The 20,952-nt window shown below is 73.2% G+C and carries 17 protein-coding genes and 1 tRNA gene; 13 read left to right on the top strand and 5 right to left on the bottom strand.

Annotation, left to right across the window (positions count from 1 at the left end):
* The first annotated feature begins 383 nt into the window (after nt 1-383).
* Nucleotides 384-1,736 (top strand): hypothetical protein, encoded by a 1,353-nt coding sequence (locus ACIQKA_RS17395; protein WP_402541424.1) that lies wholly within the window; start codon nt 384-386, stop codon nt 1,734-1,736.
* Between the two features lie 77 nt (nt 1,737-1,813).
* Here the strand turns inward: ACIQKA_RS17395 and ACIQKA_RS17390 are convergent.
* Nucleotides 1,814-1,900 (bottom strand) — tRNA-Ser (locus ACIQKA_RS17390).
* 142 nt (nt 1,901-2,042) lie between these two features.
* On the bottom strand, nt 2,043-3,539 hold the full coding sequence (locus tag ACIQKA_RS17385) for a trypsin-like peptidase domain-containing protein (RefSeq protein WP_391095341.1): 1,497 nt from the start codon (nt 3,537-3,539) through the stop codon (nt 2,043-2,045).
* A 351-nt stretch (nt 3,540-3,890) separates the two neighbouring features.
* On the opposite strand from ACIQKA_RS17385, the gene ACIQKA_RS17380 reads away from it, so the two are divergent.
* The 3 genes from ACIQKA_RS17380 (at nt 3,891) to ACIQKA_RS17370 (ending at nt 6,733) form a co-directional block, all read left to right on the top strand.
* Nucleotides 3,891-4,712, top strand: coding sequence for a glycerophosphodiester phosphodiesterase (locus tag ACIQKA_RS17380; RefSeq protein WP_402541423.1), 822 nt, complete (start codon nt 3,891-3,893; stop codon nt 4,710-4,712).
* A gap of 109 nt (nt 4,713-4,821) precedes the next feature.
* Entirely contained in the window at nt 4,822-5,424 is a 603-nt protein-coding gene (locus ACIQKA_RS17375; protein ID WP_383149419.1) for an ATP-binding protein, read from the top strand.
* Between the two features lie 331 nt (nt 5,425-5,755).
* Nucleotides 5,756-6,733, top strand: coding sequence for a DUF5926 family protein (locus tag ACIQKA_RS17370; RefSeq protein WP_383149420.1), 978 nt, complete (start codon nt 5,756-5,758; stop codon nt 6,731-6,733).
* A gap of 220 nt (nt 6,734-6,953) precedes the next feature.
* Here the strand turns inward: ACIQKA_RS17370 and ACIQKA_RS17365 are convergent, their stop codons facing one another.
* Entirely contained in the window at nt 6,954-7,586 is a 633-nt protein-coding gene (locus ACIQKA_RS17365; protein WP_402541422.1) for a hypothetical protein, read from the bottom strand.
* Nucleotides 7,587-7,830: 244 nt separating this feature from the next.
* The gene (locus tag ACIQKA_RS17360; protein WP_391095345.1) at nt 7,831-8,571 is read right to left on the bottom strand and encodes a bifunctional DNA primase/polymerase; all 741 of its coding nucleotides are present in this window, start codon (nt 8,569-8,571) and stop codon (nt 7,831-7,833) included.
* A 534-nt stretch (nt 8,572-9,105) separates the two neighbouring features.
* On the opposite strand from ACIQKA_RS17360, the gene ACIQKA_RS17355 reads away from it, so the two are divergent.
* Nucleotides 9,106-10,575, top strand: coding sequence for a SpoIIE family protein phosphatase (locus tag ACIQKA_RS17355; RefSeq protein WP_391095347.1), 1,470 nt, complete (start codon nt 9,106-9,108; stop codon nt 10,573-10,575).
* A 134-nt stretch (nt 10,576-10,709) separates the two neighbouring features.
* Entirely contained in the window at nt 10,710-12,170 is a 1,461-nt protein-coding gene (locus ACIQKA_RS17350) for an aminopeptidase P family protein (protein WP_383149426.1), read from the top strand.
* Between the two features lie 72 nt (nt 12,171-12,242).
* On the opposite strand, the gene ACIQKA_RS17345 is transcribed toward ACIQKA_RS17350, so the two are convergent.
* Complete coding sequence (locus ACIQKA_RS17345) at nt 12,243-12,701, bottom strand: ATP-binding protein (protein ID WP_391095348.1); 459 nt, start codon at nt 12,699-12,701, stop codon at nt 12,243-12,245.
* Nucleotides 12,702-12,929: 228 nt separating this feature from the next.
* On the opposite strand from ACIQKA_RS17345, the gene ACIQKA_RS17340 reads away from it, so the two are divergent.
* The 7 genes from ACIQKA_RS17340 (at nt 12,930) to pheA (ending at nt 20,468) form a co-directional block, all read left to right on the top strand.
* Nucleotides 12,930-13,715, top strand: coding sequence for a hypothetical protein (locus ACIQKA_RS17340; protein WP_383429897.1), 786 nt, complete (start codon nt 12,930-12,932; stop codon nt 13,713-13,715).
* A 119-nt stretch (nt 13,716-13,834) separates the two neighbouring features.
* Complete coding sequence (locus ACIQKA_RS17335) at nt 13,835-14,644, top strand: YcnI family protein (RefSeq protein ID WP_383429895.1); 810 nt, start codon at nt 13,835-13,837, stop codon at nt 14,642-14,644.
* 39 nt (nt 14,645-14,683) lie between these two features.
* On the top strand, nt 14,684-15,421 hold the full coding sequence (locus tag ACIQKA_RS17330) for an SCO family protein (protein ID WP_383149433.1): 738 nt from the start codon (nt 14,684-14,686) through the stop codon (nt 15,419-15,421).
* On the top strand, nt 15,418-15,885 hold the full coding sequence (locus ACIQKA_RS17325; RefSeq protein ID WP_383429893.1) for a copper chaperone PCu(A)C: 468 nt from the start codon (nt 15,418-15,420) through the stop codon (nt 15,883-15,885). Before ACIQKA_RS17330 ends, ACIQKA_RS17325 begins: the two co-directional genes overlap by 4 nt.
* Before the next feature lie 89 nt (nt 15,886-15,974).
* Nucleotides 15,975-18,035, top strand: coding sequence for a copper resistance CopC/CopD family protein (locus ACIQKA_RS17320; RefSeq protein WP_402541421.1), 2,061 nt, complete (start codon nt 15,975-15,977; stop codon nt 18,033-18,035).
* Nucleotides 18,036-18,125: 90 nt separating this feature from the next.
* Nucleotides 18,126-19,373, top strand: coding sequence for an iron uptake transporter deferrochelatase/peroxidase subunit (gene efeB, locus ACIQKA_RS17315; protein ID WP_383149528.1), 1,248 nt, complete (start codon nt 18,126-18,128; stop codon nt 19,371-19,373).
* 159 nt (nt 19,374-19,532) lie between these two features.
* The gene (gene pheA, locus ACIQKA_RS17310; protein ID WP_383149437.1) at nt 19,533-20,468 is read left to right on the top strand and encodes a prephenate dehydratase; all 936 of its coding nucleotides are present in this window, start codon (nt 19,533-19,535) and stop codon (nt 20,466-20,468) included.
* The last annotated feature ends 484 nt before the right edge of the window (nt 20,469-20,952 follow it).

Below are 20,952 nucleotides of genomic sequence, written 5' to 3'. Positions count from 1 at the left end.
GCTCCCGAGCCGGCACCGAACCGGCCCGGAAGCGGCTCCGAACGGCCTCCCGGGTTCGGCGAGAGGCCCCGCGCACAAAGCGACGCGCACGCGGGCGCGTGAACAGATGCATACGTACGGGATGACACGGGCCGAAGCGGCGTCACACGTACGGGTGGGTATCAGAGGCCCCCGGAGCGGGTACGGGGCCGCCGTGACGACCAGGACGGCGAATCCGCGCGAGGTCGGTCACTGCGGGTGAAATAGCCGGTGGGAAAGGCGTTTCCGGCTCTCATGGATCAGCGGCATGCGCGTGTCTAACCCCGAGCCGACGCCTAAATTGTTCAGAATGTCACTTACTGCCCCAGTTGAAACTACGAAGTTTCGTTGCCGAGGAGCGTGTCATGCAGGTTCGCAGGTGGCTCCCTGACCAGCCCACCAGCATCGGCCGCCATGACTGGCCGGACGAGGGCGGCGAGGGAACTCATCTGCGACTGCGGGCCGGCTCCATCGTCGTACTCGACCGACAGGCCTGGCGCGTCCTGGAGATCACCGGATACCCCGGCGACCACTGGCCGGAGGCCTACGAGAAGGCCTGGCGGGACCACGTGGAGCTGTGGTGGCACGCCAACGAGCTGCGACGGGCCAACAACCAGGCGGTCAAACCCGCCCCGGAGCGCGCGGAGTTCTACAAGCGGCCGGTGGTCCTGGTGCTGCGCAACGACAACCTGCCCCGGTCCGCGCCGAAGCACTGGTGCGCCCCCGCCAGCCAGGACTGGCAGGTGCTCCCCGAGCACTACGCGGTCTGCCGCGCCTGTGGCGAACTGCCGCCCTGCCACCACGGGGAGTACCCGCGCGAGGAGGGTCCGCGCAGGCCCGAACAGAGCGGCGGCATCCCGTTCCTGGTGCCGAAGGGCTGCTGCATGGGGTGCGCCGAGCAGATCAAGCCCCGTATGAGGACGGTCCGTTTCCCGGGGCCCAACCTCTGGTACCCGGACCTGGGCGAGGACACGGCGGTCTTCCACGCGCGCTCCTCCTGCGAGGACCAGGTGGAGTCCTACCGCGCGCGGTGGCAGCAGGAGTACGAGCCGCCGTCCGCGCGCCCCGACACGTCCGCGTTCCCCGGCTTCGACCACTTCGTGCTCCCCCGGGCCCGCCAGTCCGCGCCGCAGGGCCCGGTGGCGCAGCTCCAGGCCCCGCAGCCCCAGCCCCCGCACCCGGGACAGGCGGTGCAGGCCGCACAGCCGCAGGCTCCGCACCCGCAAGCGCTGCACGCGCCGGCGATGCCGCAGTCCCAGGCCTCGCAGCAGGCCCCCCAGGCCCCGCTCCCGGCCTCGCACGTCCTCCTGTCGGCCACGGGGCCCCGTCCGGCCGAGGAGGCGCACGCCTCCGCCCTCACGACGGGGACGACGGGCTCGGGCACCTTCTCGCCCTCCTTCGAGGGCTACCGCCAGGACCCCGAGCCGTACCCCGACCCCTACCCGGCGGCCGACCCCTACCCGGCGGCCGACGCGTACCCGACGACCGATCCCTACCCGGCGGCCGACGCCTATCCGGTCTCGGCTCCGGCCCCGACGCCGGACCAGGGTCCCGCGGGGCACGCGGTCCGGGCCGCGGAGGAGCTGAGCCGCACCCTGACCGACCGCCCGGCCTTCCACAACGCGGAGCAGGCCGCCCGCGTCATCGAGGAACTCACGGCGGCCGTGCGGAACATCGCGCTCTGCCTCAACAACCCCCCGGCCCGCAACCACTCCTGACCGCGTCCCGCCCCGGCTCCACGGGGACGCACGACGGCCCCCGACCGGTTTCTCCCGGTCGGGGGCCGTGGCGTCGGCGGTGGGTGTGGGATTTGAACCCACGGAGACATCGCTGCCTCGACGGTTTTCAAGACCGTTCCCTTAGGCCGCTCGGGCAACCCACCTCCGCTCCGGACCACCCGGGGTGGAGCGGGCTACAGCGTACCGGCTGGACGACCCGCCCGCGGAAGCCCGGCCACCGGCTCCGGGCGGCGGCCTCGCGCCCGCCGTCCGGAGCCCGGCCCGGAGCCGCCGCGCGCAGACGCGTCAGCTGTCGCCGGTGCGCTCGCCCAGGACGACGGTGGTCGTGGCGGTCCTGCCGTCGCGCTCGTAGGCGATCTCCACCGAGTCGCCCGGCTTGTGGGTCCAGATCTCGCTGATGAGGGAGGGCCCGCTGTCGATCTGGTGGCCGCCGAAGGCGGTGATCACGTCGCCCGGCTTCAGGCCCGCCTTCGCCGCGGGGCCGTTCGGGGTGACCGAGGGCGTGCCGCCGGTGCCCCGGGCGGCGATCTCGGCGCCCTCGCCCTTCTCGTTCATGTTCACGGTCGCGCCGATCACCGGGTAGACCGGCTTGCCCGTCCTGATCAGCTGCTGGGCGACGTTCTTCGCCTGGTTGACCGGGATCGCGAAGCCGAGGCCGATCGAGCCCGCCTGGGACTGGCCGAAGCCGCTGCCGGCCGACTGGATGGCCGAGTTGATGCCGATCACCGCGCCGCTCGCGTCGAGCAGCGGGCCGCCGGAGTTGCCCGGGTTGATCGAGGCGTCCGTCTGCAGGGCGCTCATGTACGAGTTGCTGGCGCCGGAACCGTCGCCCGAGGCGACCGGACGGTTCTTGGCGCTGATGATGCCCGTCGTCACGGTGTTGGACAGGCCGAACGGGGCGCCGATCGCGATCGTCGAGTCCCCGACCGCCACCTTGTCGGAGTTGCCCAGCGGGAGCGGCTTGAGGCCCTTCGGGGCGTTCGTGAGCTTCAGCACCGCCACGTCGTAGCCCTCGGCCCGGCCGACGACCTCCGCGTCGTACGACTTGCCGTCGGAGAAGGTCACGGAGAGCGTGCCGCCGTCCGCCGCCGACGCCACCACGTGGTTGTTGGTGACGATGTGGCCCTCCTGGTCGTACACGAAGCCCGTGCCCGTGCCGCCCTCGCCCTGGGAACCGCCCGACTTGGCCTGGATGGTGACCACGCTCGGCAGCGCCTGCGCCGCGACCGCCGCGACCGTCCCCGGGTCGCGCTTGAAGGAGGCCGGGGCCTCGCCCGAGGAGACCGTGGTCGAGCCGGCGCCGTTGTCGCCGCGCTCGGCCGCCCAGTAACCGATGCCGCCGCCGATGCCGCCCGCGAGGAGCGCCGCCGCCAGGACGGCCGCCACGAGCCCGCCGGTCCGCTTGCGCGGCGCGGCGGGAGCCGGGGGTACGTGCGCGTGCTGGGCGCCCCAGGAGGGGACGGCCGGCGGGGGCGGCGGCCAGCCGCCGGCGGGGGCGGCGTGGGCGGCGTGGGTCTCGGGGGCCATGGGGGCCGCGTGGACCGTCGGCGCCTCCCCGGCCGCCGGGGCTTCCTGGGCGTTCGCGTGCGCCGGGTGCGCCGGGCCCGTCGGGTGCGCCGCGTCCGCCGGACGCGCGGCGGACGGCCCGGAGGCCGGGGCCGGACCCGCGCCCGGGGCCTCGGTCGGGGCCGGAGGGGCCGACGGGGGTACGGGAGGCGTCGGAGGGACGGACGGGGCAGCCGGATCTCCCTGAACCGCCTTGCCCTCGTTCTCGGTGCTCACAGCTCGCTCTCCTCGTTGACTGCGTTGACTGCCGGGTCTGCCGGGTCTTCCGGCACTGCGCGGACGGAACCGCGCGTACTGCTGGACTGATGGACTGCTTCGACCGCCTGCCCGCGTTCGGCCGTGGATACCCGTGAGTACCCGCCGTCCGAGCGCGCGTGCCTGCGTGTGACTGTCGTCGACCGCGTGAGGTTGTGGTCGCTCCGGCTCCAGGGTGCTGCGACCAGCTTTTCCCACCGGACGTCAGGCCGCTGTAAGACGGAGCTGTGCGTTCTCCCTCCATCCTTTATAAAGGACAGAACGGACAGCCTCGGCGTGCCCGCCACGCCCCGCCAATGGCACCATGACGCGGTGACTCACGCACGGCAGCAACCGAACCGCGTCCCCGTCCAGGTCGTCGCCCACCGCGGAGCGTCCGAGGACGTACCGGAACACACCCTGGCCGCCTATGTGAAGGCCATCGAGGACGGCGCCGACGCCCTGGAGTGCGACGTCCGGCTCACCGCCGACGGGCACCTCGTCTGCGTGCACGACCGGCGCGTCGACCGTACCTCCAACGGCCGCGGGGCGGTCTCCACCCTCGAACTGGCCGCCCTCACCGAGCTCGACTTCGGCACCTGGAAGGGCCGGGGCGAGTCGGCGGAGAGCCCCGACCGGCGGGCTCCCGGCTCCACCTCCGTCCTCACCCTGGAACGCCTCCTGGAGCTGGTCGCCGACACCGGGCGCCGGGTCGAGCTGGCGATCGAGACCAAGCACCCCACGCGCTGGGCCGGCCAGGTCGAGGAGCGGCTGCTCCAGCTCCTGAAGAGGTTCGACCTCCACGCGCCCGCGTCCCCCGAGGACTCCCCCGTACGGGTCATGAGCTTCTCGGCCCGCTCCCTGCACCGGATCGCCGCCGCCGCGCCGACGCTGCCCACCGTCTCCCTCGCCCAGTTCGTCTCGCCCCGGCTGCGCGACGGGCGGCTCCCCGCGGGCGCGCGCATCGCGGGCCCCTCCATCCGGATCGTCCGGCACAACCCCGCGGTGATCCTGCGGCTCCAGAAGGCGGGGCACCAGGTCCACGTCTGGACGGTGGACGAGCCCGAGGACGTCGAGCTCTGCGAGCGCCTTGGCGTGGACGCGATCATCACCAACCGCCCGAAGCAGGTGCTGACCCAGCTGGGGCGCGACTGATCCCTTCCGTTTTCCCTCCCTTCCGTCCCATCCGTCACAGGGGACAAAGGGAGCATCAGGGGTTACAGGGAGTGCACCGGCGCGTTCCGTCCGTACGCGATCGTCACGAGTGCCTCATCCCACGCCGATTGGCCGGTTTCCGGTCCAGGTCATCGGGGCATTCACACCGTGGCGTGGGGCAAAGGAGGTCTCGGGGGTGGCGTTGGTGGTGGCACAGGAGGTGCCCACGTCGTCGAGCATGGCCGTACCCCATGGCCCTGCGGGCGTGGGTGAGGCGCGGCACCGGATGCGGGACGAGCTGTACCGCAGCGGGGTCGCGGAATCGGTCGTCGACGACGCGGTGCTGATCCTGTCCGAGCTGCTCAGCAATGCCTGTCGGTACGGCAGGCCGCTGGGACGGGCGGATCGTGGTGAAGGCGACGTGCGGGCGGCCTGGCGGGTCGACCCGGGAGGCGGCCTGCGGGTCGAGGTCACCGACGGCGGTGGTCCGACGCGGCCCGTCCCGTCGACGCCCTCGGTCACGGCGCGGGGCGGTCGCGGACTGAACATCATCAGCGCGCTGGCCCGGGACTGGGGCGTGCGCGACAGCGCGACCGGCGAGGTCACCGTCTGGGTGGTCGTCACCGAGGGACACCGCCGCGAGGACTTCGCGACGCACGTGGGCGGCGGTTCGAGCTTCGACTTCCTGGACGCGTACGACGACCTGGACTGATCGTCCGCGGCCCGGACCGGCCTTCGCGGTGCGAGGGCCGGGGCCGCACGGTCGGGGTCGGCCCCTGTCGTCCGTACCGAGTCCGGGGCCGGGGCCGGGTCCGGGGCTTCGCCGCCGAGGTCGGCCCCGCGGTCCGGACCGGGTCGCACGCCCCGGGGCCGCACGGTCCCGGCCGGCCCCCGTGGAAGGGCGGGCGTCCCGGGTTCTTCGGAGCGGCCGCCTCCGCCGGGCGTGCGGCCCGCCTGAGGGGCGGTGGTGGCCGGGGCGGCTAGGCTCGCGCCCGAAACAGCACCGCTGACAAGCACCGCCGCGATCGGGAGAAAGCCACACCATGGCCAAGAAGCGCCCCCAGACGAAGGCCGGCAAGGCCGGCCAGGCACAGGTCACGAGCGGGGAGATCCCGGTCGTCGGCGCGCGCGAGCCGTGCCCGTGCGGTTCGGGCCGCCGCTACAAGGCGTGTCACGGCCGGGCCGCCGCGCACGCCGTGACCGAGCTCGTCCAGCGCCCCTTCGAGGGCCTGCCCGGCGAGTGCGACTGGGTCGCGCTGCGCGAGCTGGTGCCCGCCGCCACCGTGCCGCTCACCCTGAAGGGCGGGCTGCCGGAGGGCGTGCCGTCCGTGACGCTCGCGACCGTGCTGCCGATGGCGTGGCCGGCGCTCCGCCGCGACGACGGCTCCGTCCTGCTCGCCCTGCAGAACGACTCCACCTCCGGCGACCTCGCCCGCGACCTCGCCGACACCCTCCAGCGCGCCCTGGAGGCCGAGCCGGGCACCCCCGTCCCCGCGCGCCGCGTGCCGGCCGAGGGCCCGCGCCTCCAGGACCTGCTGGACGCCGACGCCGCGTTCGCGCCCGAGGTGCACACGGGCTTCGAGTTCTGGATCCCGCAGTCGGCGGACGGCGCCGACCCGGAGGTCACCGCCTCCCTGGAGCGGGCCAACGCGGCCGCGATCCCGACCGTCCGCCTGACGGGCGTCGACTCCGCTTACTGGTGCGAGACCCCCGACAAGAACCACCTGCGCTGGGTCATGCCGTACCCGGAGGAGAAGCTCCTCGACGCGCTCGCCCGGCTCCAGGCCGCCGGCGGCACCTCCCTCGGCCCGGACACCCGGCTCGTCGGCTCCTTCCGCGCCCACGGCCTCGTGGTGCCGGTGTGGGACCTGCCGACGTCCATGACCGCCGAGGACTGCGAGAAGCCGGCCGCCGAGTTCTTCGAGCGGCTGACCGGAGCGCTCGCCTCGGACGCTCCGCTCACGGCGGAGGAGCGGCGGGCGCGCGGCGGCCTCACGAACCGTCAGGTCACTCTCAGCTGATACCCCAGGTGGTATCGGTCACTGACAGACCGACCAGTCGGTGACTTCCACCACAACCCGGTCTTCGGACAGGTAAATCCCTGTCCGAATAACCGAGATCGAATTTGCGAACAGCAGATCTCTTGTTACCGTTCTGGAAGCCCGGTCGCTGGTGCATCCCCCGTCGCCAGCGACCGGGCCTTTCCATGTCCGCTTCCGGCCCGGCCGGGGCGTCCGACGCTCAACTTCCTTCCCGCTCCGCAGTGTTACTACCTGCTCGCAGCAGCAGCGGAGTGCCGCCCTCCCCGCCCGCGCCGGCGAATTCCGCCACCGCCGTATACACCGTGACCGCGCCCGCGACGTGCTCCCGGGGCGTTTCGCAGGTGCCCGGTTCGTCCTGCGCAGGAACCGGGCACCGCACGTGAACGGTCCGCCCGCCGGGGGCCATGAGGGTCAGAAACGCGTCGAGTTCCCGACCCGTGGCGTTGCGGTAGTACGTGCGCGCCCAGACATCGCCCCCCTCGTTCAGGACACACGTCTGCGCCTCCGCCCCTCCGGGAGAGGCGAGTTCCGGCCCACAGCGCGCGACCCGCTCGGGAGCGGCCGACGCGACGGCGACCGGAGGGACGGAAGGAGCGGGAGGGGCTGCGGAGGTCTCGGGAGCGGTCGGTTCCGACGTACGGGGCCCGAGGCCGAGGCCCTTCCAGAGGCCCCCGGCCGCTCCGTCGTCCCCGGCCTTCCCGTCGCCTTCGCTCCGGGCGCCGGGAGGTCGTGCGGACTCGCCGGCCGGCCCCGCCGTCGCGACGAGCGGCAGCAGCACGGCGACCGTGACGGCGGCCCCGAGTGCGACCACGCGGAGGTTCACCGGAGTCATCGGGCCCACCTGCTCCTGCTCGGCTGGAGATCCTGAACGGTGGGGCGAACATAGCGGCGGACGGCGGGCACCCGGACGGCCGCGCACCCGTTTCCCGTACGAGTCGGACCGGGACGCACCCGTTCGGGTGAACGCCCACCGCACGTCGCCCCGCCCCGCCCCACACCACCCGCCGACCGCCGACCTCCGCGACGAAGGGCGGCCCGTGCTCGGCGTTCTTCCACGACAGGGTGGCGGCGCGTCCTCAGTACGCCAGCCGGCTCCCGCCGCCCGGTGTGCTGGTGCTCGCCTCCACCAGGGCGTCGACCACCGCCTCGACGTCCGGCAGCCACGGGCGGGCCGAGCCCGCGAGGGGGGCCCGCTCCCAGCGGACCTGCCCGGAGCCCGCGACCGAGGGCGGCAGGAGCAGATAGCCGCCCTCACTGTGGAACCGCAGCGAACTGGGCACGCTGTCCTTCGCGTACAGCAGCTCGCCCAGCCGTTCCAGGTCGTACGGGGCGACGAGGATCGACCACCGGGTGGGGGTGGCGACCACCGGCCCGAGGCGCATGCCCGTCGCGTCGAGCGCGGCGAGGGCCCGGGCACCCGCCGGGGCGGGGAGGCTGACCGCGCAGGGCGCGCCGCCGCCGGTGGCGAGGACCACCGGGGCGTCCGGGCGCGCGGTCCACCACCAGCGGACCATGCGCTCGTCCGTGGTGGCGGCGAGCAGCCCGGGGTCGTAGGGGTGTCCGCCGGGCACGACGCAGCCGGGGTCGGGACAGGAGCAGGCGGGCTCCGCGTCCGTACGGGTCGCCGTCATCAGGTCCGCGGCCGTGCGGGCCAGCGTCCTCAGGCCCGTGGTCGCGCGGGTCGCCGTTCTCAGGTCCGCGCCCGGCAGGACGGGCCAGTTCCATTCGACGGCGAAGGTGACCGCCGCGTCGAGGCGTGCGGTCCTCTCCTTGCGCCGGAACCGGAGCCTGCGTCGCCTTCCGAGGATCTCGCGCATGAGCGCTCGTTCCTTTCCGTTGAACGCCGAATTCCCATGACAACACGTGCAGATTCATTCACCGTGCGTATCAACGCATACCGGGTCGGCGGGTGCCGGACCGCAGAGAAGCGGGGCCGGTCGGGCCGGAAAAACCGCGTACTACCCGGTGGAGCCGGATGGAGCCCAGTGGAGCCAGGTCGGAGCCAGAGCGGTTCAGAACACGTTCCCCGCCAGACGGTGGCGGGCAGCGGCCTGCGGCATGGAAGACGCCGGGGTCCCGCGTCACGTTCCGGGGCAGCTTCAACTGCCCCCGCCGGTCACCGTTTACGTACCCCGCACGCTCGGTATGACGCGCTTTCAAACGACGCCAGTCGACCGCAAAAGGTGCACACCGGGGGCAATTTTCGGCCAACTTCCCGCTTACTTCAACCCTCTCGCACAACCTCACGGACACCACTTTTCCCGTGGGGACAATGCTGGACATCGCTCCTCTTGTGCGTGTACATGTGGGTACATCGAGCGGCGCAGAATGACATGGGGGTTTGCGATGCTATGGCGTCAAACGCACCGGTCGGAAAGCCGACCGACATGAGCGCCCCACGTCCGCCGAAAGTGGCTGGAATCGATTCAACGGTTCCCGCGCCACCGCACACTGCGGCGCCCCTGACCGGGGTCCCCTCGGCCGCGTCCCCCTCCGACGCGGCCCTCCCGCCCGGAGTCCTGATCCAGGACCGGCTGGCCTCCTGGGTCTCCGACCTCACCACCCTCCACGAACTCACCGAGCGCCTGATCAAGACCGACTCCCTCGACGAAGCCCTGCGCGAAGTGCTCGGAGCCGGTGCCGCCCTCGTCGGCGCCCGCCGCGGCATGGCGGTCCTCGAACCCGCCGACGGCCTCGGCCCCACCAGCACCATCGGGCTCGGTCTCGCCCACGCCGACCTCGGCACCATCGAGACCGTCCCGCGCGGCTCGGGGAGTTACGGCCGCCTCCTCGACGGCCTGCCCGAAGCCGGACCCGCGCCCTCCTCCGCCCGCCCCGCGCGCGTTCCCGAGCCGATCGCCATCCGCGACGTGCGCACCGAGGAGGGACTCGACCCGCGCCACCGCGAGGTCGCCGCCCGCCTCGGCTACGCCGCCAGCTACGCCCTGCCCCTCGCCACCGAGGAGGCCGGCCGGCTCGGCGCGGCCGTCTGGCTCTACGACGAGCCCGCCGAACCCGACGAGCGCCGGCGCCACCTCATCGGCCTCTACGGCCGCTTCGCCACCGAGCACCTGGCCCGCCTCCTCCAGGTCGAACGCGCCCGCGTGCGGGTCGCCACCGTCGCCGAGGAGCTGCTCCCGAGCCGGCTCCCCCGCGTCCCCGGCGTCCGGCTCGCCGTCCGCCACCGCACCGGCCCCCAGGGCGGCGGCGACTGGTACGACGCGCTGCCGCTGCCCGAGGGCGCCCTCGGGCTCGCCGTCGGCTCCGTCTCCGGGACCGGCCCCAGCGCGCTCGCCGCCATGGGCCGGCTGCGCGCCTCCCTGCGGGCGTACGCGGTGATGGAGGGCGAGGACCCGGTCGCCGTCCTCTCCGACCTGGAACTCCTGCTGCGGCTCACCGAACCCGCCCGCTCCGCGACCGCGCTCTTCGCCTACGCCGAGCCCGCGCAGCGCCGGATCGTCCTGGCCGGTGCCGGACACGCCCCGCCGCTGGTCGTCGGCGACCACCGCACGGAGTTCGTCGAGACCTCGCTGTCGGCTCCGCTCGGGATGCTGACGTGCTGGGAGGCGCCGAGCGTGGAGCTGTCCCCCGCGCCGGGAGAAACGGTGCTGCTCTACACGGACGGGTTGTTGCGCCGTACCGGCGAGGCCACCGACCGGGCCTTCGCCCGGCTCCACGCGGCGGCCGCGAGCGTGCCGGTGGCGGACCGGTCCGACCCGGGCGCCGTCGCCGACCACGTGCTGCGGACCCTGCTGCCCCAGGGGATCGACCCGGCCGTGGAGGGCGAGGACGTGGTGCTGCTCGCGGCCCGTTTCGACTGAGGACGCGCACGCGTGCCGGGTCCGCCGAGTAAGCGGACCGTGACGTTCCGGTAATGGGCCTTCCGGCCCTGGGCCCCCTTCCGCACGACCGTACGATGGTGGGGGTTCAGTGTCGTACCAGAGGAGGCAGACCCGTGGCCGAGGAGCTCACCCCGGAGACCCCGGAAGAGACCGAAGACCAGCCGATCAAGCAGCGCAAGAACGGCCTTTACCCGGGCGTGTCCGACGAGCTGGCCGAGAACATGAAGTCCGGCTGGGCCGACACCGAGCTGCGCGGCCTGGAGCCGATCGCCCAGGCCGACCGGACCGCCGAGCGCCGCGCCGCGCTCTCCGCCCGCTTCCCGGGCGAGCGCCTGGTGATCCCGGCCGGCAAGCTGAAGACCCGGTCGAACGACACCGAGTACGCCTTCCGCGCCTCCACCGAGTACGCGTACCTCACCGGCGACCAGACGCAGGACGGCGTCCTCGTCCTGGAGCCGACCGGGGACGGCCACGAGGCCACGATCTACCTGCTGCCGCGCTCCGACCGCGAGAACGGCGAGTTCTGGCTCGACGGCCAGGGCGAGCTCTGGGTCGGCCGCCGCCACTCCCTCGCCGAGGCCGAGCAGCTCCTCGGCATCCCGGCGAAGGACGTGCGCGAGCTCGCCGACGCGCTCAAGGAGGCCACCGGCCCCGTCCGCGCCGTCCGCGGCCACGACGCCGGCATCGAGGCCGCGCTGACCGACAAGGTCACCGCCGAGCGCGACGAAGAGCTGCGCGTCCACCTCTCCGAGGCCCGCCTCGTGAAGGACGCCTTCGAGGTCGCCGAGCTGGAGAAGGCCTGCGCCTCCACCGCCCGCGGCTTCGAGGACGTCGTCAAGGTCCTCGACAAGGCCGAGGCCACCAGCGAGCGCTACATCGAGGGCACGTTCTTCCTGCGCGCCCGCGTCGAGGGCAACGACATCGGCTACGGCTCCATCTGCGCCGCCGGCCCGCACGCCACCACCCTGCACTGGGTGCGCAACGACGGCGACGTGCGCTCCGGCGACCTGCTGCTGCTCGACGCCGGCGTGGAGACCACCGAGCTCTACACCGCCGACATCACCCGCACCCTGCCGATCAACGGCCGGTACACCGACCTCCAGCGCAAGATCTACGACGCCGTGTACGAGGCGCAGGAGGCCGGCATCGCCGCGGTGAAGCCCGGCGCCGCCTACCGCGACTTCCACGACGCCGCCCAGCGCGTCCTCACCGAGAAGCTCGTCGAGTGGGGCCTGGTCGAGGGCCCGGTCGAGCGCGTCCTGGAGCTCGGCCTCCAGCGCCGCTGGACCCTGCACGGCACCGGCCACATGCTCGGCATGGACGTCCACGACTGCGCCGCCGCGCGCACCGAGGCCTACGTCGACACGACGCTCGAACCGGGCATGTGCCTGACCGTCGAGCCGGGCCTGTACTTCCAGGCCGACGACCTGACCGTGCCGGAGGAGTACCGGGGCATCGGCGTCCGGATCGAGGACGACATCCTCGTCACCGAGGACGGCAACCGGAACCTCTCGGACGCGCTGCCGCGCCGCTCCGACGAGGTCGAGGCGTGGATGGCCTCGCTGAAGGGCTGACCACCGCGTACGTTGGAACACGAAGGGCCTCCGCCGACCGACCGGCGGGGGCCCTTCTCCGTGTCCCGGGGGCTATGCCATGAGGAGGGACGGGGCGTCCTTCCACTTCAGGATCTTGTCGAAGCTGACCACCGCACCGCCCCGGCCCGAGCGGTTGCCGAACTGCACGTGGTCGGAGAGCTCCTCGATCAGCCGCATCCCGCGCCCGTGCTCGGCGTCCGAGGGGGCCGCGGGAACCTCCGCGTACGGGAAGCCCGGGCCCGAGTCGGCCACCTCGATGCGACAGGTCTCGCCGTCCAGGTACGCCGTCACCCGGTACGCCCCCGGCAGCGCCCCGTCCTGCCGCGCGTCGGGATCCGCGCCCCCGCCGTGCTCGACCGCGTTCGCGCACGCCTCGGTCAGCGCCACCGACAGCTCGTACGACACGTCGGGATCGACCCCCGCCGTCTCCATCGTGCCCAGCAGTAGCCGGCGCGCGAGCGGCACGCTCGCGGCTTCGCGCCGCAGATGGAGTGACCACCAGATGCTCATGCTCCAGCCTCCCGGCATCGGCTCGGCGGACCAGTGGTCCAGCAGCACGACGTACCGGTACCTATTGCCGGGCGGGCGCCTCCGTAAGCCCCCGGGAGCGTCAAGAGCGCTCGTTCGGCGGATGCCCGGAGTCCGCGGGCCGGTGTATGTCACCCCGAAGAGACCCAAGAACGACCTTCCGGACCTGCCGTACCGCGGTGGGGGGCGTGGTGCGATGATGGGCCCGCCATGTCTGCCCCCGCGCTCGCTCCACGGCTGCTGAGGGCCGCGGTGTTCACCGCGGTCTGCGTCGTGCTGTCCGCGCTGGGCCACGCCCTCGCGGCGTGCGCGGGCGTCGCCCCGTGGTCCCTGGCCGCCGGTTTCCTCGGCGTCTTCGGGGTCGCCGTCCTCTTCGGCGGACGCGAACGCTCCCTCGGCTCCGTCGTCGGCGCCCTCGCCGCCGGGCAGCTCGGCCTGCACGTCCTCTTCGGCCTCGGGCAGCACCGGCTCGCCCTGGGCGCCCAGGCCGACGACGCCCTCGTCCGGATGGCCGCACGGCTGGTCTGCGGGGCGGGGGCCACGTCCCTCACCCCCACCGACGCCACCAGGATCCTCACCGACGCCGGACTCGACCCGGCCGCCGCCCACGCCCACGCGGGGCACGGCGCGGCCGTCGCACCGGCCGTCCCGGCCGACAACCTGCTGCCCGACCTGCCCATGCTCCTGGGGCACCTGCTCGCCGCCCTGGCCACGGGCTGGCTGCTGCGGCGCGGCGACCGCGCCCTCGGCCGGCTCGTCGAACTCTCCGGGCAAGGCGCGGTGGAGCTCGCGGAGCATGCCCGGGTCAGCTCGCTGCGGGCCGCGCTCCGTCTCGTACGGGCCCTGCTCGCCGGGCTGCCGTCGGCCGCGCGCACCGCGCCCCGGCGGACCCTCCGCACGGCCTTCGACTCCTCGCCGCCGCCGGTGGCCGAGGCGCTCAGAGACACGGTGATCAGGCGCGGCCCGCCGGCCGCCGACTGCGTCCTCGCAGCCTGACGCGGTCCGCTCGACAGGAGCGGGACCGCGTTCGTCCGCACGCCCGACCGGGCCTCCGCCCCGGCGTGCCGGACGTCACCGTCCTGTTCCGTTCCTCTCCGAACCGGAGTGTCCTCGCCATGAGCGTTTCCCGTACCCCCGCCCGCCGCGCCTCCGTCCGCCGCGTCTCCGCCGTCCGCGCCGCCCTCGCCGGGGGCATCGCCCTCTCCTCCGTCGCACTCCTCTCCGGCACCGCCTTCGCGCACGTCAGCGTGCAGCCGCAGGGCGAGGCCGCCAAGGGCGGCTACGCGACCGTCAACATCAAGGTGCCGAACGAGCGCGACAACGCCTCCACCGTGAAGCTGGAGGTCAGCTTCCCGCTCGACCACCCGCTCGCCTCCGTCATGCCGCAGCCCGTCCCCGGCTGGAAGGCCGAGGTCACGAAGAGCAAGCTGGACAAGCCGCTGGAGCTGCACGGCAGGACGATCAACGAGGCCGTCTCCAAGGTCACCTGGACCGCCGAGGGCACGGGGATCGGCCCCGGTCAGTTCCAGCAGTTCCCGCTCTCCCTCGGGCAGCTTCCCGAGAACGCCGACGAGCTCGTCCTCAAGTCGGTCCAGACGTACTCCAACAAGGAGGTCGTGCGCTGGATCGAGGAGCAGAAGGAGGGCGCGGAGGAGCCGCAGAACCCGGCTCCCGTCCTGAAGCTCTCCGCCGCGTCCGACGACCACCACGGCGGCGCCGCGCCGTCCGCCACCGCCTCCGCCTCCGCGGGGGAGAAGGACGGTCACGACGACAAGGCGGGCGACAAGGCGCAGAAGGACACCGCGTCGGCCTCCTCCTCTTCCTCCTCCGACACCACCGCCCGGATCCTCGGCGTCGTCGGCATCCTCGTCGGCGTGGCCGGCGTGGCGTTCGGCGTCCTCGCCGGCCGTCGCCGCTCGGCCTGACGGCCGTACTTCCTCCCGAAGGACACGGAAAGAAACAGCATGTCCGCACAGAAGACGCACACCCCCGAGTCCCAGGGCGGTCCGGCTCGTCCGGGCCGCCCCGGCCGGCGCACCCCGCTGGTCATCGCCGCCGCCGCGATCGTCGCGGCGATCGGCATCACCGCGGCCGTCGGCCTCGGTGACGGCAAGACCTCCGGCACGGGCAAGGGTCCCGTCGCCCAGGTCTCCGGCGGCACCGACTCCACCGTGGCCGCGACCGTCCTGGACCGGCCGTACGACAAGCCCGCGCTCGTCCTCACCGACACCAAGGGCGAGAAGTACGACCTGCGCGAGCGCACCAAGGGCAAGCCGACCCTGATCTACTTCGGCTACACGCACTGCCCCGACGTCTGCCCCATGACGATGAGCAACATCGCCATCGCCAGGAAGCAGCTCCCCAAGGCCGACCAGGACGAGCTCCAGGTCGTCTTCGTCACCACCGATCCCGAGCGGGACACCTCCGCCGAGCTCGCCAAGTGGCTGCCCGCCGCGGGCGACCCGTCGTTCACCGGCCTCACCGGCGAGTTCTCCGCCATCCAGGCGGGGGCCCGGCAGATGGGGATCGGCATCGACCCGCCGAAGAAGGAGAAGGACGGCAAGGTCGTCTCCATGCACGGCGCCCAGGTGATCGCCTTCTCGCCCACCACCGACCAGGGCTACGTCCTGTACGGCGAGGACACGACCGCCGAGCAGTACGCCGAGGACCTGCCGAAGCTCGTCAAGGGGGAGAACCCGTGAACCGCCGCACCACCGCCCTGTCCGCCGCCGTGGCGCTCGCCGCCTCGCTCGCGCTGACCGGGTGCTCGTCCTCGTCCGACGCGGCCGGGGACGGGAAGCCGGATCTGAAGGTCAGCGGCGCGTTCATGCCGCAGCCGGTGATGGACATGGCCGGCGGCTTCCTCACCATCACCAACGACGGCGACACGGCCGACCGGCTGACCTCCGTCACCAGCCCGATCTCGGACGACGTGACGATCCACGAGACGAAGAACCAGAAGATGCAGGAGGTGAAGTTCTTCGACATCCCCGCGAACGGGAAGCTCTCCCTGGCACGCGGGGGCAACCACATCATGTTCATGACGCTGAAGGAGAAGCCCAAGCAGGGCGACAGGGTCAGCGTCGAGCTCCACTTCGAGAAGTCCGACCCGATCAAGGTCGACCTTCCCGTCGAGGCCGCCAACCACAACCCGAAGCAGCACTGAACGCGTTGACGGAGTTCGCACAGGACCGGTTCGGACGGAGCCGGTTCACACAGAGCCGGTTCGCACAGGACTGACGGAGTGACCCAGAGATGACAACCACCGCCCCGCGCCTCGGTACCGCCCTGGCACGGCTGCTGATCCTCGCGGCCGCGCTCCTCGGCACGCTGCTCGCCGGCGCCGCGCCCGCCTCCGCGCACGCGGCGCTCACCGGCAGCGACCCGCAGGACGGGGCGGTGGTCGCCACCGCCCCCAAGGAGGTCAACCTCACCTTCTCCGAGCAGGTCGCCATGAGCGCCGACTCCATCCGGGTCCTCGACCCGGCGGGGCGGCGGGCCGACACCGGCGAGATACGCGACCTGTGCAGTGGCTCCATCGTCCGGTACGGGGTGGAGCTCCGCGCCGGACTGCCCGACGGCACGTACACCGTGGCCTGGCAGACCGTCTCGGCCGACAGCCACCCCATCGCCGGCGCCTTCACCTTCTCCATCGGCGCCCCCTCCGCGACCTCCGTCGCCCTGCCGGACCGGGAGCCCGGCGGCGGGCTCGTCGGCGCCCTCTACGGCATCGCGCGCTACCTCTCGTACGCCGGTTTCGCCGTCCTCGTCGGCGGCGGCGCCTTCGTCCTGGTCTGCTGGCCGCGCGGCGCGGGCGTCCGCCCGGTGCAGCGGACGGTGGTGCGGGCCTGGCTCACCCTCACCGGCGCCACGCTGGTGATGCTGCTCCTGCGCAACCCGTACACCGGCTCCGGCGAACTCGCCGACGCCTTCGACCTGGCGGGCCTGAAGAGCGTCCTGGAGACGAAGACCGGGGCCGCGCTCACCTCCCGGCTGCTGCTGCTCGGCGCGGCCGCCCTCTTCGTGGCCGTCCTCTTCGGCTCCTACACCCGGCGCACCGACCCGAAGGAGAAGAAGGACCTCGTCTTCGGCCTGGGCATCGGAGGCACCGTGGTGGCCGCCGGGATCGCCGGCACCTGGGCCCTGGCCGAGCACGCCTCGACCGGGATCCAGCCGGGCATCGCCATGCCCGTGGACATCCTGCACCTCCTCGCCGTGGCCACCTGGCTCGGCGGCCTCACGGTGCTGCTCGTCGCCCTCTACCGGACGCCCTCCGTCGAACGCGCCGCGGTCGAACGCTTCTCCAAGGTCGCCTTCGCCTCCGTGGCCGTCCTCGTGGCCACCGGTGTCTACCAGTCCTGGCGCCAGGTCGGCTCCTGGTCCGCCCTGACCGGCACCCGCTACGGACAGCTCCTCCTCGTCAAGATCGGCCTCATGGGCGTCCTCGTCGGGATCGCCTGGATCTCCCGCCGCTGGACCCAGCGGCTCGCGGACCTGCCCCCGGCGGAGAAGGCGGACGAGGGAGAAGAAGGGGAGGAGAAGGACGAGGAGGCGGTAGGGGGAACCGAGAGCGGCGAGGCTTCCGAGGCCGACGCGGCCGAACAGGCCGACACGGCTTCCGGAACCGCGCCCGACGCCGACCCCGGGGCGGGTACCCGCCCCGACGCCGACCCCAGTGCCGACTCCGGTGCCGACTCCGGTGCCGGTACCCGCCCCGGCGCCGACCCCGGCATCGCCCCCGAGCGGGCCGCCCAGCTCGCCCGGCAGCGGGCCGCCGTCGCCACCGCGCGGCGCAAGCGGGAGCGGGACGCCGACCCCGAGCGGTCCGGACTGCGCCGCTCGGTGCTGACCGAGGCCGCCGTCGCCGTCGTCCTCCTCGTCGTGACCACCGTCCTCACCGCGACCGAGCCCGGCCGTACCGAGGAGGAGGCCGGACGGTCCACCGCCGCCTCCGGTCCGGCCGCCGTGCCCGACCGGCCCGTCGACATCCGGCTGCCCTTCGACACCGGCGGCGCCGACGGCAAGGGCGTCGTCCGCCTCAGCCTCGACCCCGGCCGCACCGGCGCCAACGGGCTCCACCTCTACGTCGAGCGCCCCGACGGCAAGCCGCTGGACGTCCCCGAGATCAAGGTCGCCCTCACCCTGGAGGCCAAGGCCGTGGGCCCGCTGCCCGTCGCGCCCGACCGCATCCAGGCCGGACACTGGAGCGCGAGCGGCGTCCAGATCCCGATGCCCGGGGAGTGGCGGATCCAGGTGACCGTCCGCACCTCCGACATCGACCAGACCACCATCGACAAGAACGTGAAGATCGGCTGACCCCCCGTGAGCGAGAGCGACACCACCGAGCGCGACAACCCCAGGCCCTCCCGGACCGGCACCTCCGGCCCCGAGACCCCCCGGGTCGAGATCTCCCGGCGGCGGCTGCTCGGCACCGTCGGTGCGGCGGGCGCGGCCGGTCTGGCCGTCGGCGTGGCCGGCGGCGCCGGGATCTCGGCGGCCGTGTCCGGCGACGGCACCGCCGCCGCGAACGGCTCCGGCGGCCCGGCGGCCCTCACCACCGTCGGCTCGACCGAGGTGATGTTTCACGGGAAACATCAGGCGGGCATCACCACCCCCCTCCAGTCCCGCGGCCATCTGATCGCCTTCGACCTCGCTCCGGGCGCCGGGCGCAAGGAGGCGGTCGCCCTGATGCGCCGCTGGTCGGCCACGGCGAAGACGCTGATGTCGGGCGAGGCCCCGGCCGGGGACACCGGGGTCGCGCTCGACGCGGGCCCCTCCTCCCTCACGGTCACCTTCGGCTTCGGCCGCACCTTCTTCGACCGCACCGGGCTCGCCGCCCGGCGCCCCGCCGGCCTCGACCCGTTGCCGGCCTTCTCCTCGGACGCCCTGGACCCCCGGCGCTCGGAGGGCGATCTGTGGGTGCAGATCGGCGCCGACGACGCCCTCGTCGCCTTCCACGCCCTGCGCGCCGTCCAGAAGGACGCGGGGGACGCGGCCCGGGTGCGCTGGCAGATGAACGGCTTCAACCGCTCGGCCGGCGCCACCGCGCGGCCGATGACCACCCGCAACCTCATGGGCCAGGTCGACGGCACCCGCAATCCGAAGCCCGCCGACCCCGACTTCGACCGGCGGATCTTCGTGCCGGCCGGGGCCACCGGCGCCCAGGAGTGGATGGCCGGCGGTTCGTACGCGGTGGTGCGCCGGATCCGGATGCTCCTGGACGACTGGGAGAAGCTGCCGCTGGACGGGCAGGAGAAGGTGATCGGGCGCCGGAAGTCCGACGGGGCCCCGCTCACCGGCGGCACCGAGACCACCGAGCTCGACCTGGACAGGCGCGGCCCCGACGGCGGGACGGTCATCCCCGACAACGCCCACTCCCGGATCTCCGCCCCCGAACAGAACGGCGGGGCGGCGATGCTGCGCAGGCCGTTCTCCTTCCACGACGGCATCGGCCCGGACGGGACGCCGGACGCCGGTCTGCTCTTCATCTGCTGGCAGGCGGACCCGCTCCGGGGCTTCGTCCCGGTCCAGCGCAAGCTCGACCGGGGCGACGCGCTGTCCCCCTTCATCCGCCACGAGTCGAGCGGCCTCTTCGCGGTGCCGGGCGGCCCCGCCGAGGGCGAGTACGTGGGCCAGCGCCTCCTGGAGGCGTGAGACCGCCCGGGCGGCGAACGACGCGGAACGCCCGGGCGCCGACCGGGCGGGGCGCCGGTGTACGGGTGACGGGACAGGGCGCCGGCGGACGGCCGCCGACGGGGAGCGGCATCCGGCGGACGGCCTTCGGCGGCCCCCGGGGACCATTAGGGTGACGGTATGTCCGCCACCCGGTACACCTATCTCGGCCCCGAAGGCACCTTCACCGAAGCGGCGCTGCGCACGCTTCCCGAGGCCGCGACACGGGAACTCGTCCCCATGGTCTCGGTCCCGGCCGCCCTCGACGCCGTACGGAACGGGGAGGCCGCCGCCGCGCTCGTCCCGATCGAGAACTCGGTCGAGGGCGGGGTGACCGCGACCCTGGACGAACTGGCCTCCGGCGAGCCGCTGGTGATCTACCGCGAGGTGCTCCTGCCGATCGCCTTCGCGCTGCTCGTGCGGCCCGGGACCCAGCTCTCGGAGATCAAGACGGTCACCGGCCACCCGGTGGCGCAGCCGCAGGTCCGGAACTGGCTGCGGAAGCACCTGCCCGACGCGGTGTGGGAGTCGGCCGCGTCCAACGCGGACGGCGCCCGGCTGGTGCGGGAAGGCCGCTTCGACGCCGCCTTCGCCGGGGAGTTCGCGGCGGCGACGTACGGGCTCGAAGCGCTGGTCACCGAGATCCACGACGCGGAGAACGCCGAGACCCGCTTCGTGCTGGTGGGCCGGCCGGCCCGGCCCGCGGCCCCGACGGGCGCGGACAAGACCTCGGTGGTGCTGTGGCTGGGTGACGATCATCCGGGTGCCCTCCTCGAGCTGCTCCAGGAATTCGCGGTGCGCGGGGTGAACCTGATGCTGATTCAGTCCCGTCCCACGGGGGCGGGGATCGGGAACTACTGCTTCGCCGTGGACGCCGAGGGCCACGTCGCGGACCGTCGGGTCGGCGAGGCGCTGATGGGGCTCAAGCGGATGTGCCCCAAGGTGCGGTTCCTCGGCTCGTACCCGAGGGCGGGCGTCGCGGTCGAGGACGTGCGGGCGCTGCGGCGCGGCACTTCGGACGAGGAGTTCATGGCGGCCTCCGACTGGTTGGCGAGGGCCCAGGACGGTCGGGCCTGACCCGAGAATGGCGGATCGCCCTCGGAAGCGTGCGCGGTCGTCCACAGGTGCGAACCACTAGTCCTACCTGCATACTTTTCAGTTACCCACAGAGGTTATCCACAGGTATTCCACCGAACCTGGGGACAAGTCGACACCGCACTCCGGCAAGGTCGACAAATCACCCCAGTCACTCCCCTTCGGCCAGAACGCCATCCACAGCGCTCCTCCCGCGCCTCCGTCAGCATCCCCCGACAGACCCACCCTTCGGAGTGAGGGATTCCCACCCGAATGAGTGTCTCGATGCGGTTTGATCACGGATTTCCCAGGCGGAGAGAGGGAAAAGCCTGGGACTCTTTCCATAGTCCACAGATCTTCCACACAGCCTGTGGATAACTAAATGCGTTCGCCCCGCGCCCGGCATTTCCGGATGCGGCAATTCGGGCGAAACGGCGCACGCACCCTTATCCGGTGGGGTCGCGCGAACGCGCACCGGTAGCCTGGT

The sequence above is a fragment of the Streptomyces sp. NPDC092045 genome (assembly GCF_044756005.1).
GTDB lineage: Bacteria > Actinomycetota > Actinomycetes > Streptomycetales > Streptomycetaceae > Streptomyces.
Note: the sequence above shows the minus strand (reverse complement) of the source record. Positions and strands in the feature narration are given on the sequence as shown.

Coding starts and splice junctions, on each gene's coding strand:
- ACIQKA_RS17395 (WP_402541424.1), top strand. CDS start 384: ATGCAGGTTCGCAGGTGGCTCCCTGACCAGCCCACCAGCATCGGCCGC.
- ACIQKA_RS17370 (WP_383149420.1), top strand. CDS start 5,756: ATGGCCAAGAAGCGCCCCCAGACGAAGGCCGGCAAGGCCGGCCAGGCA.
- ACIQKA_RS17365 (WP_402541422.1), bottom strand. CDS start 7,586: ATGACTCCGGTGAACCTCCGCGTGGTCGCACTCGGGGCCGCCGTCACG.
- ACIQKA_RS17360 (WP_391095345.1), bottom strand. CDS start 8,571: ATGCGCGAGATCCTCGGAAGGCGACGCAGGCTCCGGTTCCGGCGCAAG.
- ACIQKA_RS17355 (WP_391095347.1), top strand. CDS start 9,106: ATGGCGTCAAACGCACCGGTCGGAAAGCCGACCGACATGAGCGCCCCA.
- ACIQKA_RS17345 (WP_391095348.1), bottom strand. CDS start 12,701: ATGAGCATCTGGTGGTCACTCCATCTGCGGCGCGAAGCCGCGAGCGTG.
- ACIQKA_RS17340 (WP_383429897.1), top strand. CDS start 12,930: ATGTCTGCCCCCGCGCTCGCTCCACGGCTGCTGAGGGCCGCGGTGTTC.
- ACIQKA_RS17335 (WP_383429895.1), top strand. CDS start 13,835: ATGAGCGTTTCCCGTACCCCCGCCCGCCGCGCCTCCGTCCGCCGCGTC.
- ACIQKA_RS17330 (WP_383149433.1), top strand. CDS start 14,684: ATGTCCGCACAGAAGACGCACACCCCCGAGTCCCAGGGCGGTCCGGCT.
- ACIQKA_RS17320 (WP_402541421.1), top strand. CDS start 15,975: ATGACAACCACCGCCCCGCGCCTCGGTACCGCCCTGGCACGGCTGCTG.
- pheA (WP_383149437.1), top strand. CDS start 19,533: ATGTCCGCCACCCGGTACACCTATCTCGGCCCCGAAGGCACCTTCACC.